Genomic DNA, 15356 nt, shown 5'->3' on the forward strand with positions numbered 1-15356 from the left:
TCATGGCCAACTCCATCACCGCCGCGCAGCCGGGCGGCAGCCAGGCTGCGGCGCGGCCCGCCGCGTCGCTGGCCCCGCAGCAGCCGCAGCCGCTGACCGGCGGCAAGCTGGTGATCGGCACCATCGCGCTGTCGCTGGCCACGTTCATGAACGTGCTGGATTCGTCGATCGCCAACGTGTCGATCCCGGCGATCTCCGGCGACCTGGGCGTGGCGCCCAACCAGGGCACGTGGGTCATCACGTCGTTCGCGGTGGCCAATGCGATCTCGGTGCCGCTGACCGGCTGGCTGACCACGCGCTTCGGCGCGGTGCGCCTCTTCATCACGTCGATCCTGCTGTTCGTGCTGGCGTCGTGGCTGTGCGGCGTCGCGCCCAACCTCGAAACGCTGCTGGCCGCGCGCGTCCTGCAGGGGGCGGTGGCGGGGCCGATGATCCCACTGTCGCAGTCGCTGCTGCTGTCGAGCTATCCGCCCGCCAAGAGCACCATGGCGCTGGCGCTGTGGGGCATGACCACGCTGGTGGCGCCGATCATGGGCCCGCTGCTGGGCGGCTGGATCTCCGACAACATGAGCTGGCCGTGGATCTTCTACATCAACGTGCCGGTGGGGATCATCACTGCCTACGCCACCTGGGCCATCTATAAGGACCGCGAAACCCCGACCAAGATGCTGCCGATCGACCGCATCGGCCTGGCGCTGCTGGTGATCTGGGTCGGCTCGATGCAGCTGATGCTGGACAAGGGCAAGGAGCTGGACTGGTTCCACTCGACCGAGATCGTGGTGCTGACGCTGGTGGCGATTGTTGGTTTCCTGTTCTTCCTCGCCTGGGAAATCTATGAGAAGCACCCGATCGTCGACATCAGCCTGTTCAAGGGCCGCAACTTCAGCGCCGGCGTGGTGGCGATCTCGGTGGCGTACGGGCTGTTCTTCGGCAATCTCGTGATCCTGCCGCTGTGGCTGCAGACCATCGTCGGCTATACCGCGACCGATGCCGGCATTGTGATGGCTCCGGTCGGCATCTTCGCGATCCTGCTGTCGCCGCTGATCGGGCGCAACCTGCCAAGGATGGATGCACGCTGGGTCGCGACCGCGGCGTTCATCACCTTCGGCATCGTCAGCCTGATGCGTTCGGGCTTCACCACGCAGGTGGATACCTGGACGCTGATGGTGCCCACACTGATCCAGGGCGCGGCGATGGCGATGTTCTTTATCCCGCTGACGTCGATCATTCTGTCCGGCCAGCCGGCCGACAAGATCCCGGCGGCGTCCGGTCTGTCGAACTTCGTGCGAATCACCTTCGGCGGCATCGGCGCATCGGTATCGACCACCGTGTGGGAGAACCGCTCTGCCCTGCACCACGCGCAACTGGTGGAACAGGTCAACCCGTTCAACCCGGCCTACCAGGAGCAGCTCAGCCACCTGATGCAGATGGGCATGAGCCAGGCGCAGGCGGTCGGCGTGATCGAGCGCAATATCACCCAGCAGGCGGCGATGCTCGGCGCCAACGATATCTTCTGGATCTCGGGAGTGCTGTTCTTCGTGCTGATCGCCTTTGTCTGGCTGACGCGGCCGGCCAAGGGAGGTGGCGGGTCGGCGGATGCGATGGCGGCGCACTGACGGAAGCAAATCTACGGTTCATCCAGTAATGGCCCCCAATGGGGCCATTTTCTTTGATGGCGCCACAACGCTTCGCGCCTCTTGCATTCCGGACTCGGTCGCCCTATGATCCCTCAACCGTTTTATGGAACCTCAGCTCCAAAAAACGGAACCAACACAAAGCACGGAGTGACGGTGTGAGCATCCTGGAAGGCGTGGAAAGCGTGCTGGCTATGTTCGAGCAGGGCCGGCATGAAATCACGTTCAACGAAGTCGTCGACGAACTCGGCCTGGCCAAGAGTTCGGCCTCGCGCCTGCTCGCGCAGATGGTGCGCTATCGCCTGCTCGAACTGCAGCCGTCCACGCGGCGCTACCGCCCCGGCGCCCTGCTGATCCGCGCCGCGCAGGCAGCCACGCAAGCGCACCCGTTCGACGCGCAATGCCGCGAAATCCTGGCCGCGCTATCCGACTCCACCGGCTTCACCGCGTACCTGTCGATGCTCGACGGCATCGACACCGTGGTGTTGCAGCGGCTGAACGGCAGCAACCCCGTGCAGGTGCTGTCGCCGCCTGGCGCACGCCGCCCGGCATTCACCACCGCGATGGGCCGGGTGCTGCTGTCGCGCCTGCCTGCGTCCGAATTCACCGCCCGGTACGGCGACGCTGACGGCAGCCATCTGCCGGAAGCGCCGGCAGGCTGTCCCGCCACCGTCGCTGAGCTGCGCGAGCGCGTGGCGAGCGCCCGCCGCGAGCGCAGCGCCATTGCCGTGAACGAAGGCATGCCGGGCATCGGCGCCGTGGCCACCACGCTGGCCGACCCGCTCTCGGGCGACGTGCGCGGCCTGTGCCTGTCATTCACCGCGATGCAGGTCAGCCAGGCACAAGCGCAGGCGTTGCGCGACACGCTGGTGCGCGCGGTAGCGCCCGTGGGACAACGCCTCGGCGACCCGCTATGGCTGCATGCCGCCGACTTGGCCCCGCTCCAGTAGAAATTCATTGCCCGATATCCATGGAACTTCTGTTACTCAGCAACTCCAGCAGCGACGCCGGCTACCTGGTCCATGCCCACGCGGCGATCCATGAGCTGGCCGCGGGCCGCAAGATCGCATGCTTTATCCCCTTCGCCGGCGTGACACGCGACTGGGACACCTATGAGACGCTGGTCCGTGACGCGTTGGCGCCGGTCGGCATCGACGTGCAATCGCTGCATCGGCTGGCCGAGCCTGCCGCGGCGCTCCGCGCCATCGAAGCGGCCGGGCTGATCGCCGTTGGCGGTGGCAACACCTTCCGGTTGCTGCAATGCCTGCGCGAACGCGGCTTGCTGGCGGCCATCGCCCGGCAGGTGCGATCGGGAGCCGCGCGCTATCTCGGCTGGAGCGCCGGCACCAACCTGGCCTGCCCGACGATCTGCACCACCAACGACATGCCGGTGGCGGACCCTGGCGGCCTGGACGCGCTGGCGCTGGTGCCGTTCCAGATTAATCCCCACTACCTCAACCTGGTCGTGCCCGGCTTCCGCGGCGAAACGCGCGACCAGCGCCTGGCCGAGTTCACCACGCTGAAGCCGGAAGTACCGGTACTTGGCCTGCCCGAGGGCAACTGGGTGCGCATCTCGGACCAGCGCATCGAGATGGGCGGCGCACATCCCGCGCGGTGGTTCCACGGCCCCGACGTCTCTGACGTACAGCCCGGCACGCTATCACTGCCACGCTGAGCCGGCCGTCACCTCGACCTACCCAAGCCACAGGAAGCGAATCAAGATGTCTATCAAGCAGGTCATTGAATCGATCGAATTGCTGTCCGCAGCGAATGTCGACGGCGAAACCGTCGCCGCATTGCTGCGGTCGCGCGGCATTGCCGATGTCACCGTGACGCGCGTCGAAGAGAACGGCCTTTACACCGATTTCCTTGCCTGCACACTGCCCGGACAGAACCCCGACGCGCCCGCGCTGGGCGTGGTGGGCCGCCTGGGCGGTGTCAGTGCGCGCCCGGCCGTGACCGGCCTGGTGTCCGACGCCGACGGCGCCATCGTGGCGGTAGCCAGCGCGCTGAAGCTCGCCGATATGGCAGCCGGCGGCGACGTGCTGGCCGGGCCGGTGCGCATCCACACGCATATCTGCCCGCATGCCGCGACGCGGCCGCATCAGCCTGTGCCCATGATGAAGTCGCCGTTCGCGATGCGCACGATGATGTCGCATGAAGTCCACCCGCAGATGGCGGCGATCCTGTCGGTCGACACCACGCGCGGCAACCGCTTCGTCAACCGCCGCGGGGTGGCGTTGACGCCGGTGGCCAGGCAAGGCTGGCTGCTGCGGCTGCCGGAGCGGATGCTCGACCTGATGGGCTGGGTCAGCGGCGAGCTGCCGATGATATTGCCCTTGACCACCCAAGACATCACGCCGTATGAGAACGGCCTGTGGCACGTCAATTCGATCATGCAGCCGGCGATCGTGACCCCTGCCCCGGTGGTAGGCGTTGCGCTGACCGCGCAGACCACGGTGCCGGGCTGCGCGACCGGTGTGACCAACGCTTTTGATCTCGATGTCGCCACGCGTTTCTGCATCGAGGTAGCGAAGCTGTTCGGCCAGGGGCAGTGCAACTTCTACGACGAGGCTGAGTGGGCAGAATTGCAGCGACGCTATGGCTCGCTGGCTCACCTGCAGACGGTGGGGCGCGAAGCATGAGCCCGGCTGCCGCACGCCAACCGCGCGTCGCCTTCGTCACCATCGGGCAGTCCCCGCGGACTGACGTGGTGCCGCAGATGATTGCCGACCTTGGCCTGCCGGTCACGGTTGAGGAGTTCGGCATCCTGGACACATTGAGCCCGGATGAGATTTCCGTGCTGGCGCCCGCGCCCGGCGAATACCGCTTTGCCAGCCGCCTGCGCGACGGCAGCCAGGCGGTAATGGGCAAGCCAGCGGCCGAGGCAATGCTGGCCCGGCTGATGACCTCGCTGGATGACGGCCGCTTCGACGCGCTGGTGCCGCTATGTACCGGCACCGCACTGCCGCCGATGCAGACGTTGGTCATCGAGCCGCAGCAGGTGGTCGACCATCTGACCGTGGCGCTCGCGCAGGGGTGCAAGCGGCTCGGCATCGTGCTGCCGCTCGAAGCCCAGGTGAGCGGCTTCCATCTGCTCCAGCCGGTGCCCTGCGAAGTGCGCGTCACGCATGCATCGCCTTATGTCGATACCGGCAGCGACCGCTTTGCTGCGGCTGGCGAAACGCTGCGCGGTTGTGACCTGATAGTGATGCACTGCATGGGCTACACCGAAGCCATGCGGGCCGAAGTCGCGCGCCATGCAGGCGCTCCGGTACTGCTCTCCAACCGCATGGTGGCACTGCTGCTGGGCCAGGTGCTGAGCGGTGCAGGCGCCTGAACCAGGCGAGAGACGCTATTTCTTTTTTGGGTAAGGGCAAGCCCGCTGACAGATTGCCCATGACGATGCTGGAGTGGAAGTAACATGGAAAAGCTGGCGAAGTGGATGGGGCCGCTGGTGCGCGGCATGATGATGGTGGGCGTGGGCACAGCGGTCATGACGAGCGCACAGGCGCAGGAGTGGAAACCGACCAAGCCGGTAAGACTGCTGGTGGGCTTTGCGCCGGGTGGATCGGCCGACCTGCTGGCGCGCCTGGTACAGACGCCGTTGTCGGAAAGCCTGGGCGTGCCGGTCGTGGTGGAAAACGTACCGGGCGCTGGCGGCAATATCGCCGCCGACAAGCTGGCCAAGGCACCAGCCGACGGCTACACCATTGGCATGGGCGCAGCCGGGGCGATGGCGGTGACGCACGTGCTTAACCCGAAAGGCACGCCGTACAAGGCCGACGATTTCACGCCCGTCGCCATGCTGGCCACGCAGCCGAACGTGGTGATCGTCAGCCCGACCCTGCCGGTAAAGACGATGGCCGAGTTCGTCGCGTACGTCAAAAGGACGCCGCAGGTTACCTACGGCACCGCCGGGGTCGGCACCTCGAATCACTTGATTGCCGAGACCATGCTACACCGGCTCGGCATCGACATGGTCCACGCTCCGTACAAGGGCGCCACTCCCGTCATTACCGACCTGATGGGCGGCCATATCGCCATGACGGTCGACAACATCACCACGGCGGCGGCGCTCGCCAGGAGCGGCAAGGTGAAGGCCCTTGCTGTCACCAGCAGCAAGCGTTCGCCTTTGTTGCCGGACGTGCCGACCCTCGCCGAGAGCGGCCTGAAGGACTTCAACATGCCAACCTGGCAAGGCATCTTCGGACCGAAGGACCTGCCTAAAACCATCGTGACGCGCTACAACCAGGCGCTGGCCAAGGCGCTGGCTCAACCGGAAGTCAGGAAGAAAATGGCTGAATTTGGCTCCGAGCCTGTGGGGGACACACCGGAGCACTTCGCGAGCTTTTTGGTGCAGGACAGGAAGACGTGGGTTGAGGTGATCAAGGCGGCGAAGATTACGCTCGAGTAATTGCTGAGTGGCTTTAAGAGGGTCCGTCTTGTTTGATAATCGACGGCTCGTGCTGTTGTGACATGTTGTCGTTGTTCGACCGCTGTGGTTGTCTATGATCGACAATGTTGTCGTCGGTCAACCGTTCTGTTCCGCCCAGGAGGGCGGAACCAAGCGGTTGACCGACGACACCATGTCACCAACAGCGCGAGCCGTCGAGCATCGACAGCGAAAGCCATCGAGCATCGACCGATGTGAACGGCATTACGGTCGAACGGGATGATTAGCCGCAGCGGTCCCTCTGCCAACAGTTCTTCCCCAACAACCGATACGCCGGACAATACCCCATCACCCCGGTCAGCAAAGGCACCAGCCCGATCCAGCCCCACAGCGTCCCGGGCCTGACAAAGACCATTGCGATCAGCGCTGCGCCAACCACGATCCGGATCACACGGTCCGCGACACCCACGTTCTTGCAGAACAACATCTTTTGCTCCTGTTTGCCAAGTAAACGGAGCGAGCTTGCACGTGGCCGCAGCAGAAACCTTTGACCAGACCACAACCGGCGCATCTGCCGATGCAGAACCGGATTAATCCTAGGCCGCAGAAAAACGAAGAGGCCACGTGCCCCCGGTCGATCCGGGCCCACGTGGCCTCCTTGCTGATGCCGGCAGGACGCGGCCTATAGCTTTACCAATCGCTCAGGCCGCAACGCGCCCTCGCGCATGCGCGCCACGCCCAGCAGCCGCGCGGGATCACCGGCATAGATCCGCGCCAGCGCTTCCTCGGCCAGCTCCGGGCCGGCCGGCAGGTCGCGCCGGGCGATGCGCTGGCCTTGCAGGAAACGCCCCGCCGCCGCTTCATCCAGATAAACCGGCACACACTTCTGCAGCAAGGCATCCACCGGCGCCAGCATGGCCGGGCGCTGCGCATCATCCTGCTGTTCGATCTGCTCCAGCGTGACCGCGCCGTCCAGCGTCAGGTCGCCCACGGCGATCCGGCGCAGCCCCGTCAGGTGGGCGCCGCAGCCCAGCGCCTCGCCGATATCCTCGGCCAGCGTGCGGATATACGTGCCCTTGCTGCAGGTCACGCGCATGCTGAACGTGGGCTCCGCCGGCAAGGCGCAATCGATCAGCACGATCGAACGGATGGTGACCCGGCGCGCCGCGCGCTCGACGGTCTGGCCGGCGCGCGCGTATTCGTACAGCGGGCGGCCATCCTTCTTCAGCGCCGAATGCATCGGCGGCACCTGTTCGATCTCGCCGAGGAATCGCTGCAGCACCTGCTCCACCGCGGCGCGGTCGCAAGTGACCTCGCGCACATCGAACAGTTCGCCTTCGGCGTCGCCGGTGCTGGAGCGCGCGCCCAGCCGCACCACGGCGTCATAGCTCTTGTCGGCTTCGAGCAGGTCCTGCGAGAACTTGGTGGCCTCGCCAAAGCACAGCGGCAGCAGCCCCGTGGCGAGCGGATCGAGCGTGCCGGTATGCCCGGCCTTGGCCGCGCGTAGCAGCCGTTTGGCGCGCACCAGCGCATCGTTGGACGACAGGCCCAGCGGCTTGTCGAGCAAGAGCACACCATGCACCTCGCGGCGCGGCAGGCGCGGCGGACGGTTGGCGTTGGAATCGGTCATCGGAGGAAAACAGGGGGCGACGGCAATGCGGCGCGGAGGGCCGCATCGGTCAGGCCATGAGCCCATGCCTGGCGGCACGGGCGCCGGCTCAGTCGTCTTTCGAACGCGTGGCGTTCGCTTCGTTGATCAGCTTGGACATCTCGATCGCATGTTCGACCGAGGTGTCGTGCAGGAAGCGCAGCGTCGGCACGGTATGGATATGCAGACGCTTGTACAACAGCGAATGCAGGAAGCCGGCCTTCTCGTTGAGGATGGCTTCGGCCGTCGCCGCCTCGGCGCCCAGCACGGTGAAGTACACCTTGGCGTGCGCGTAGTCCGGCGTCAGCGCGACGGACTGCAGCGTGACCAGGCCCAGGCGCGGGTCGCGCAGTTCGCGCTGGATCATCTCGGCCAGGTCCTTCTGGATCTGGTCGGAGATGCGGAGATTGCGGGAGGAGATACTGCCTTTCTTGGCCATTCAATACAGTCTGGTCGAGATGACAACGGCAGGCCGAAGCCTGCCGTTGCTTGCGACGCCTTACAGCGTACGCGCCACCTCTGTGATTTCGTACACCTCGAGCTGGTCGCCTTCCTGAACATCGTTGAAGTTCTTGATCGACAGACCGCACTCGAAGCCTTGCTTCACTTCCTTCACATCGTCCTTGAAGCGCTTGAGCGAATCCAGCTCGCCGTCGTGGATCACCACGTTGTTGCGCAGCACGCGCACCAGCGAATTGCGCTTGACCAGACCGTCGGTGACCATACAGCCCGCCACCGCGCCGATCTTCGGCACGCGGAAAACCTGGCGCACTTCGACCTGGCCGATCGTGGTTTCGCGCTTCTCCGGCGCCAGCATGCCCGACATCGCCGCCTTGATCTCGTCTACCGCATCGTAAATGATGTTGTAGTAGCGGATATCGATGCCGTTGTGCTCGGCCAGCTTGCGCGCACCGGCGTCGGCGCGCACGTTGAAGCCGATGATGACCGCCTTCGAAGCCGTCGCCAGGTTGACGTCGGATTCGGAGATGCCACCCACGCCGCCGTGCACGATCTGCACGCGCACTTCGGCGGTCGACAGCTTCTGCAGCGACTGCACCAGCGCTTCCTGCGAACCCTGCACGTCGGCCTTGACGATCAGCGGCAGCGTCTGCACTTCGCCTTCGGCCATCTGCTCGAGCATGTTCTCCAGCTTGGCGGCCTGTTGCTTGGCCAGCTTCACGTCGCGGAACTTGCCCTGGCGGAACAGCGCGATTTCGCGCGCCTTGCGCTCGTCCGGCAGCACCAGCACTTCTTCACCCGCGGCAGGCACTTCCGACAGACCCTGGATTTCCACCGGGATCGACGGGCCGGCTTCCTTGGTCGGCTTGCCGTTCTCGTCCAGCATCGCACGCACGCGGCCGTAGGCGCTGCCAGCCAGGACCACATCGCCACGCTTGAGCGTGCCGCTGCTGACCAGGATGGTCGCGATCGGGCCCTTGCCCTTGTCGAGCTGGGCTTCCACCACCAGGCCCTTGGCCGGGGCATCGACCGGAGCGGTCAGTTCCAGCACTTCAGCCTGCAGCAGCACCTGCTCCAGCAGGTCGTCGATACCTGTACCAGCCTTGGCGGACACCGGCACGAACGGCGAGTCCCCGCCGTATTCTTCCGGCAGGACCTGCTCGGCCACCAGTTCCTGCTTGACGCGGTCCGGGTTGGCTTCGGGCTTGTCCATCTTGTTGATCGCCACCACGATGGGCACGCCGGCAGCCTTGGCGTGCGCAATCGCTTCCTTTGTCTGCGGCATCACGCCGTCGTCGGCCGCGACCACCAGGATCACGATGTCGGTCGCCTTGGCGCCGCGGGCACGCATGGCCGTGAAGGCCTCGTGACCCGGGGTGTCCAGGAAGGTGATCACGCCGCGTTCGGTTTCCACATGATAGGCACCGATGTGCTGCGTAATGCCGCCGGCTTCGCCCGCGGCAACCTTGGTGCGGCGGATGTAGTCCAGCAGCGAGGTCTTGCCGTGGTCGACGTGACCCATCACGGTCACCACCGGCGGACGCGGCAGCAGCTCGGCGTCGGTGTGTTCTTCACCGTCCACCACCAGCAGCGCTTCCGGATCGTCCAGCTTGGCGGCGAACGCCTTGTGGCCCATTTCTTCCACCACGATCATGGCGGTTTCCTGGTCCAGCACCTGGTTGATGGTCACCATCTGGCCGAGCTTCATCATCTGCTTGATGACCTCGGATGCCTTCACCGCCATCTTGTGGGCGAGATCGGCCACGGAGATGGTTTCGGGGACGTGCACTTCACGCACCACCGGTTCGGTCGGCGCCTGGAAGTTGCTGCGGCTGTCGTCATGCTGCTGCTGCCTGCCGCCACGGCCACGCGGGCCACCGCGCCAGCCGCCCACGCCGCCCGACGAATCGCCGCGCGTCTTCAGGCCGCTGCCCTTCTTGCGGCTGCCTTCGTCCTGCCACGTCGACGAGGTGCCGGCCTTGACGACCTTGCCCTTCTTGTCGGCAGTAGTGGTGGTGGCCGTGGCCGCCGGCTTCTTGTCGCCCGGCTTGGCTTCAGCCGCGGTGGCGGAAACCGGCTTGACCGGCTTGTGCAGCGTGCCGGTCTGCTCGGCCTTCTTTTCCTCGGCCTTGCGCTCGGACGGCGCCTTCAGCACGCGGGCCGGCGCATTCAGCATCTGCTGGATGGCGCGGGCCTCGGCTTCGGCAGCTTCGCGGCGCTTGCGCGCAGCGACTTCCTGCTCGGCGCGGGCCTTGTCGGCGGCGGCCTTGGCCTCGTCGGCGGCCTTCTGCGCCTCGGCGCGTTCGGCGGCGACGCGGGCCTTCTCGTCCTCGGCCTTCTTGCGCGAGGAGTCCTCGTTGGCCTCGGTCACGGCGCGCGAAGCGGCAGCCTCTTCCTCCACCTTCTTGGCGGCGAGTTCGGCCTGGCGGCGCTGCTCCGCTTCCAGAGCTTCCTGTTGGGCGCGGCGCTCGGCTTCCTCGCGCTCGGCGGCCTCGCGGGCGGCCTTGGCTTCAGCTTCCTGGCGCGCCAGCAGCTCGGCCTGGTGGCGTTCTTCCTCTTCGCGGCGTGCCTGCTCGGCGCCGTCGACCACCGGGGCCTGGGCCTCGGCTGCGTCGGCATGGGCCTCGGGCTGGGCTTCGTCGCGCTTGATCAGCACGCGCTTCTTGCGCACCTCCACCTGGACCGTGCGGGTCTTGCCCGTGGAATCCGACTGGCGGATCTCGGAGGTTTCGCGCTTGGTCAGTGTGATCTTCTTGCGGGCGCTGTCATCGGCCTGGCCGTGCGAACGCTTCAGATAGTCCAGCAGCCTGGTCTTATCCGATTCCGTGATGATGTCTTCTGGCGCAGCTTTGCCCACCCCAGCCGCCTGCAATTGTTCCAGCAGGGCAGCTGCGCTGCGACTCAGTTCTGCGGCCAGTTGGGCAACTGTTGTGCTTGCCATTCAAACCCTTTCAATGCTTGGTTTCTTCGTCGGGACAAATCGTATGCGGAAAGCGCGCCCGGGCTGGTGTTGGCCGGCCCGGCCGTGTCCCTCAGTTAAACCAATGTTCCCGTGCTTTCATGATCAGCGCCTTGGCTTCTTCCTCGCTGACGCCGGTCATCTCGACCAGTTCGTCCACGGCCAGTTCGGCCAGGTCGTCACGCGTATTGATATTGCCTTCGGCCAGCTTGCCGATCAGTTCCGGGTTCAGGCCGTCGAGCGTGCGCAGATCCTGCGACACCTCTTCCACCTTTTCTTCCCGGGCCAGTTCCATCGTCAGGAGCGCATCACGCGCGCGGTTGCGCAGCTCGTTGACGGTGTCTTCGTCAAAGGCCTCGATCTCCATCATTTCACTGATGGGGACATAGGCCACTTCTTCCAGCGTGGAGAAGCCTTCCTCGATCAGGATGTCGGCAACTTCCTCGTCCACGTCCAGCTTGGCCATGAACAGCTTGCGTACGACATCGCTCTCTTCGGCCTGCTTCTGCGCCGATTCTTCCTGGGTCATGATGTTGATCTGCCAGCCGGTCAGCTCGGACGCCAGGCGTACGTTCTGACCGCTGCGGCCAATCGAGACGGCGAGGTTTTCCTCGTCGACCACCACGTCCATGCTGTGCTTCTCTTCATCGACCACGATCGACTGCACCTGTGCTGGTGCCAGCGCGCCGATCACGAACTGCGCCGGGTCTTCCGACCACAGCACGATGTCCACGGCCTCGCCGCCGATCTCGTTACGCACCGCCGTGACGCGGGTACCGCGCACGCCGACGCAGGTGCCGATCGGGTCGATGCGCTTGTCATGCGCCACTACCGCGATCTTGGCACGCACGCCCGGATCGCGGGCCGCGGCCTTGATCTCCAGCAGGCCTTGTTCCATCTCCGGCACCTCGTTCTCGAAGAGCTTGATCAGGAACTCGGGCGCGGTGCGCGACAGCTCGATCTGGGGGCCGCGCGCGGCGCGGTCCACATTCAGGATGTAGGCACGCACGCGGTCGCCGGTGCGCAGGTTTTCCTTCGGGATGATCTGGTCGCGGGCCAGCAGCGCTTCCACGCGGCCGGACTCGACGATCAGCCCCTTCTTGTCGGCACGCTTGACCGTGCCGGTCATGATCTTTTCGCCACGATCCAGGTAGTCGTTCAGGATCTGCTCGCGCTCGGCGTCGCGGATACGCTGCAGGATCACCTGCTTGGCAGCCTGCGCACCGATGCGGCCGAACTCGACCGACTCGATCTGCTGCTCGACATAGTCGCCCAGCTCGAGGCTGGGGTTCTCATCGCGGGCTTCGAACAGCAGGATCTGCTTGTCCGGCTCCTGCAGGCCCTGTTCGTCGGGAACGACCAGCCAGCGGCGGAAGGTTTCATGCTCGCCCGACTCGCGATCGATCGCGACCCGGATATCCACGTCTTCCTCGAAACGCTTCTTGGTGGCCGAGGCGAGCGCCGCCTCCAGGGCACCGAATACCACATCCTTGTCGACGTTCTTCTCACGCGCAAGCGCATCGACGAGCAACAGAACTTCGCGGCTCATTGCTTGTTCCCTTTTCTTTGATTTCCTTTGAAGTCGATCACCGGCACCAGGCGGGCCTTGTCGACATCGGATACGGCAAACTCCAGCAGCGCCGGGCCATCCTTGCCCTCGAACTCCAGGCCGACCTTCTCTGCGCCCGCCTCCCCGGTGGGCGCCTGCAGGATCCCTGTGAAGTTCTTTTGCCCGTTGACCGGCAGGCGCAGCGTGACGCGCGCCTCGGCACCGGCAAAGCGGGCGTAGTCGGCCAGCTTCTTCAGCGGCCGGTCCAGTCCGGGCGACGAGACCTCGAGGCGTTCATAGTCGACGTTTTCGACCGTAAACACGTGGGTGAGCTGGCGGCTCACCTTTTCACAATCCTCGATGGCAATGCCGGTTTCAGGCTGATCGATATAGACACGCAGCAATCCGGCGGGGGCACGCTCGAGCTCGACCAGCTCATATCCCATGCCGCTAAGGGTGGTTTCGATCAAATCTGCCAGATGCACTGTTATCCCGAGTAATGGCCATCAACACCGTGGCAGGCAAACCCGCCGGTGCCGTCCGGGACGACCCTGCTGCAGCCCTGCCTGTCCGCCATCCGCGCCTCGCGCCGGAGCGCGGGGCCGAAAACGGGCGAACCAAAAAAAAATGGGCGCAATGCCCATCATTCGCCCATCCTCGACGAGGATGGCTTTTTGAATAGACTTGAATTATACGCTGATTATGTCGAAAAGGCAAAAGCCAGACATGGCCGCGTATTTGTATCCGTATTGCATGCGGCGCCGGCGGGCGCACGCCCGTCGTGCGCCGCATCCGGCGCTTTAGCGATTGCCGCCGCTGCTTCCGCCACGATTGCCGCCGGTCTTTCCACCGCGGTTGGCACCGGCGCCGCGCGGCGCGCGGTTGCCGCCCGGCTTTGCGGCCTTCGGCATCACATTGCCGTTGGCTTCGCCGCCGCCACGGCGCTGCGGCTTGCCCTGCCCGCCCGCCGCGGCGCCGCGGCCCTGGCGCGGGCCAGTGCCGCGCGTGCCAGCCAGGTTGGCCGCATGCGAGGTCAGCAGCGTCGGGCCGTGGCTGATATAGCCCATCGACGTCTTCATCGGATCGGGCTGGCCGCCGCGGGCACCGCCGCGTGCGCCGCCCTGATCGAAGCGCGGCAGCCCGTCCATGCCGGTTGCCATCGGCATGCCGGCAATCGCCGCCTCGGTGCGCTGCTTGCGCCCGCCGATCTTGGTCGCGCCCTTGGGCGCCTGCTCGCCCTTGCCGGGCACCTTGAGGCCGACCCCGGCCATCAGCGCCTTGACATCATTGGGCTCGACCTCCTGCCAACGGCCGCGCTTGAGGCCGCGCGGCAGCAGGAACTGGCCGTAGCGGGTGCGGATCAGGCGCGACACGGTCAGGCCGACCGCCTCGAACATGCGGCGCACTTCACGGTTGCGGCCTTCGGTCAGCGCCACGTGGTACCACTGGTTGACGCCCTCGCCGCCGCCATCGGCAATGCGCAGGAAGTTCGCTTCGCCGTCATCCAGCTTGATGCCGTGCAGCAGGCGCTGGCGATCGGCCTCGGCCAGTTGGCCCAGCGTGCGCACCGCGTATTCGCGCTCCACGCCGTAGCGCGGATGCATGAAACGGTTGGCGATATCGCCCGAGGTGGTGAAGATCAGCAGCCCTTCGGTATTGAAGTCCAGGCGGCCCACCGCGACCCACTTGCCGGTCTTGATGCGCGGCAGGTTGTCGAACACGGTCGGACGGCCTTCCGGATCGGACTGGCTGACGATCTCGCCGGCGGGCTTGTGGTACAGCAGCACGCGCGGCGGCTTGGTCGACACCTTGCGGTGGATCAGCTTGCCGTTCACGCGCACCTGGTCGGCCGGCAGGATGCGCTGGCCAATATGCGCGGGCAACCCGTTGACCGAGACCCGCCCTTGCAGGATCAGTTCTTCCATCTCGCGGCGCGAGCCCAGGCCACCCTCGGCCAGCACCTTGTGCAGCTTGGGGGCATCGTCCTCGGCCGACAGCTCGCGCACCGGCTTGGCCTTGGTGCGCGGGATGACGGTGTCTTCCTTGTCGTACTGCTCGGAGATCACGAAGCGGAACAGGTCTTCGCTGCTCGCCGCGGTTTTTTCGCCACCGCTCTGGCCCTTGCGCTGTTGTGGCTGCTGAGGCTGCTGCGCCTGCGACTTGGCGCCGTCCTTGCGGCGGCCCTGCTGGCGTGCGCCGCCCTGCGCTTCGGCGGGCGCAGCGCCCTTGCCGGCGCGCTGGCCCTGCTTGCGCTTGCGGCCGCCCTGCTCGGGCTTGTCGGCACCCTCGCCCTGGGCGGCGCGGTCGATTTTCTCGGCCTTGGTGGAAGAGCCCTGCCTGGCCTGCCCACCCTGGCCGGCCTGGCCGCCTTCGCCCTGACCCGTCTTGCGCTTGCCGCGGCCACGCTGGCCGCCGCGCCCGCCGGCAGGTGCCGCCGCGGAAGCAGCGCCGGCCGCGGACACAGGGCCCGCCTCGCCGGATTCGCCCTGCGCGGGCGCCTCGGCACCTTCGCCGCGGCCGGCGTCGCGGTCCTGCGCGGCCTGGCGGCGCGATGCCACCAGGTTCCTCAGCCCACGGCGCAGGCCCTTGCGGCGGGGCGCGGCTTCGCTGCCCGATCCGGGTTCTGCGGCGCCGGTGTCGGCGGATGCGCCCGCATTGCGGGCGTCTTGCTCAACGGAATCAGACAAGATATTCACTATCGGATGTTGCAT

At 66.0% G+C, this 15356-nt stretch carries 13 protein-coding genes; 6 read left to right on the plus strand and 7 right to left on the minus strand.

Going from position 1 to position 15356, the window contains the following annotated elements; all coding sequences use genetic code 11:
• The first annotated feature begins 2 nt into the window (after positions 1–2).
• The 6 genes from AB1I47_RS16485 (at position 3) to AB1I47_RS16510 (ending at position 6051) form a co-directional block, all read left to right on the plus strand.
• On the plus strand, positions 3–1616 hold the full coding sequence (locus AB1I47_RS16485; protein ID WP_354684814.1) for a DHA2 family efflux MFS transporter permease subunit: 1614 nt from the start codon (positions 3–5) through the stop codon (positions 1614–1616).
• Between the two features lie 176 nt (positions 1617–1792).
• Positions 1793–2584, plus strand: coding sequence for an IclR family transcriptional regulator (locus tag AB1I47_RS16490; protein WP_354684815.1), 792 nt, complete (start codon positions 1793–1795; stop codon positions 2582–2584).
• Positions 2585–2604: 20 nt separating this feature from the next.
• Entirely contained in the window at positions 2605–3309 is a 705-nt protein-coding gene (pepE, locus tag AB1I47_RS16495) for a dipeptidase PepE (protein ID WP_354684816.1), read from the plus strand.
• A gap of 46 nt (positions 3310–3355) precedes the next feature.
• Complete coding sequence (locus AB1I47_RS16500; protein WP_354684817.1) at positions 3356–4279, plus strand: DUF1177 domain-containing protein; 924 nt, start codon at positions 3356–3358, stop codon at positions 4277–4279.
• Complete coding sequence (locus AB1I47_RS16505) at positions 4276–4974, plus strand: AroM family protein (protein WP_354684818.1); 699 nt, start codon at positions 4276–4278, stop codon at positions 4972–4974. Before AB1I47_RS16500 ends, AB1I47_RS16505 begins: the two co-directional genes overlap by 4 nt.
• An 84-nt stretch (positions 4975–5058) precedes the next feature.
• Positions 5059–6051: a Bug family tripartite tricarboxylate transporter substrate binding protein gene (locus tag AB1I47_RS16510; RefSeq protein WP_354684819.1), complete on the plus strand. Its 993-nt coding sequence runs from the start codon at positions 5059–5061 to the stop codon at positions 6049–6051.
• 262 nt (positions 6052–6313) lie between these two features.
• Here AB1I47_RS16510 and AB1I47_RS16515 read toward each other — a convergent pair whose 3' ends face one another.
• From AB1I47_RS16515 to rluB, 7 genes are all read right to left on the minus strand, one after another.
• Complete coding sequence (locus AB1I47_RS16515) at positions 6314–6517, minus strand: YgaP family membrane protein (protein ID WP_354684820.1); 204 nt, start codon at positions 6515–6517, stop codon at positions 6314–6316.
• A gap of 195 nt (positions 6518–6712) precedes the next feature.
• Positions 6713–7660, minus strand: coding sequence for a tRNA pseudouridine(55) synthase TruB (gene truB / locus AB1I47_RS16520; RefSeq protein ID WP_354684821.1), 948 nt, complete (start codon positions 7658–7660; stop codon positions 6713–6715).
• A gap of 88 nt (positions 7661–7748) precedes the next feature.
• On the minus strand, positions 7749–8117 hold the full coding sequence (gene rbfA / locus AB1I47_RS16525; RefSeq protein ID WP_022535711.1) for a 30S ribosome-binding factor RbfA: 369 nt from the start codon (positions 8115–8117) through the stop codon (positions 7749–7751).
• A 60-nt stretch (positions 8118–8177) separates the two neighbouring features.
• On the minus strand, positions 8178–11078 hold the full coding sequence (gene infB, locus AB1I47_RS16530) for a translation initiation factor IF-2 (protein WP_354684822.1): 2901 nt from the start codon (positions 11076–11078) through the stop codon (positions 8178–8180).
• Between the two features lie 91 nt (positions 11079–11169).
• The gene (gene nusA / locus AB1I47_RS16535; RefSeq protein ID WP_354684823.1) at positions 11170–12645 is read right to left on the minus strand and encodes a transcription termination factor NusA; all 1476 of its coding nucleotides are present in this window, start codon (positions 12643–12645) and stop codon (positions 11170–11172) included.
• Positions 12642–13130 (minus strand): ribosome maturation factor RimP, encoded by a 489-nt coding sequence (rimP, locus tag AB1I47_RS16540; protein ID WP_354684824.1) that lies wholly within the window; start codon positions 13128–13130, stop codon positions 12642–12644. The genes nusA and rimP overlap by 4 nt, the downstream gene beginning before the upstream one ends.
• A gap of 315 nt (positions 13131–13445) precedes the next feature.
• Complete coding sequence (gene rluB, locus AB1I47_RS16545) at positions 13446–15356, minus strand: 23S rRNA pseudouridine(2605) synthase RluB (RefSeq protein WP_354684825.1); 1911 nt, start codon at positions 15354–15356, stop codon at positions 13446–13448.

The organism is Cupriavidus necator (assembly GCF_040578825.1).
In the GTDB taxonomy this organism is placed as follows: Bacteria; Pseudomonadota; Gammaproteobacteria; order Burkholderiales; family Burkholderiaceae; genus Cupriavidus; species Cupriavidus necator_E.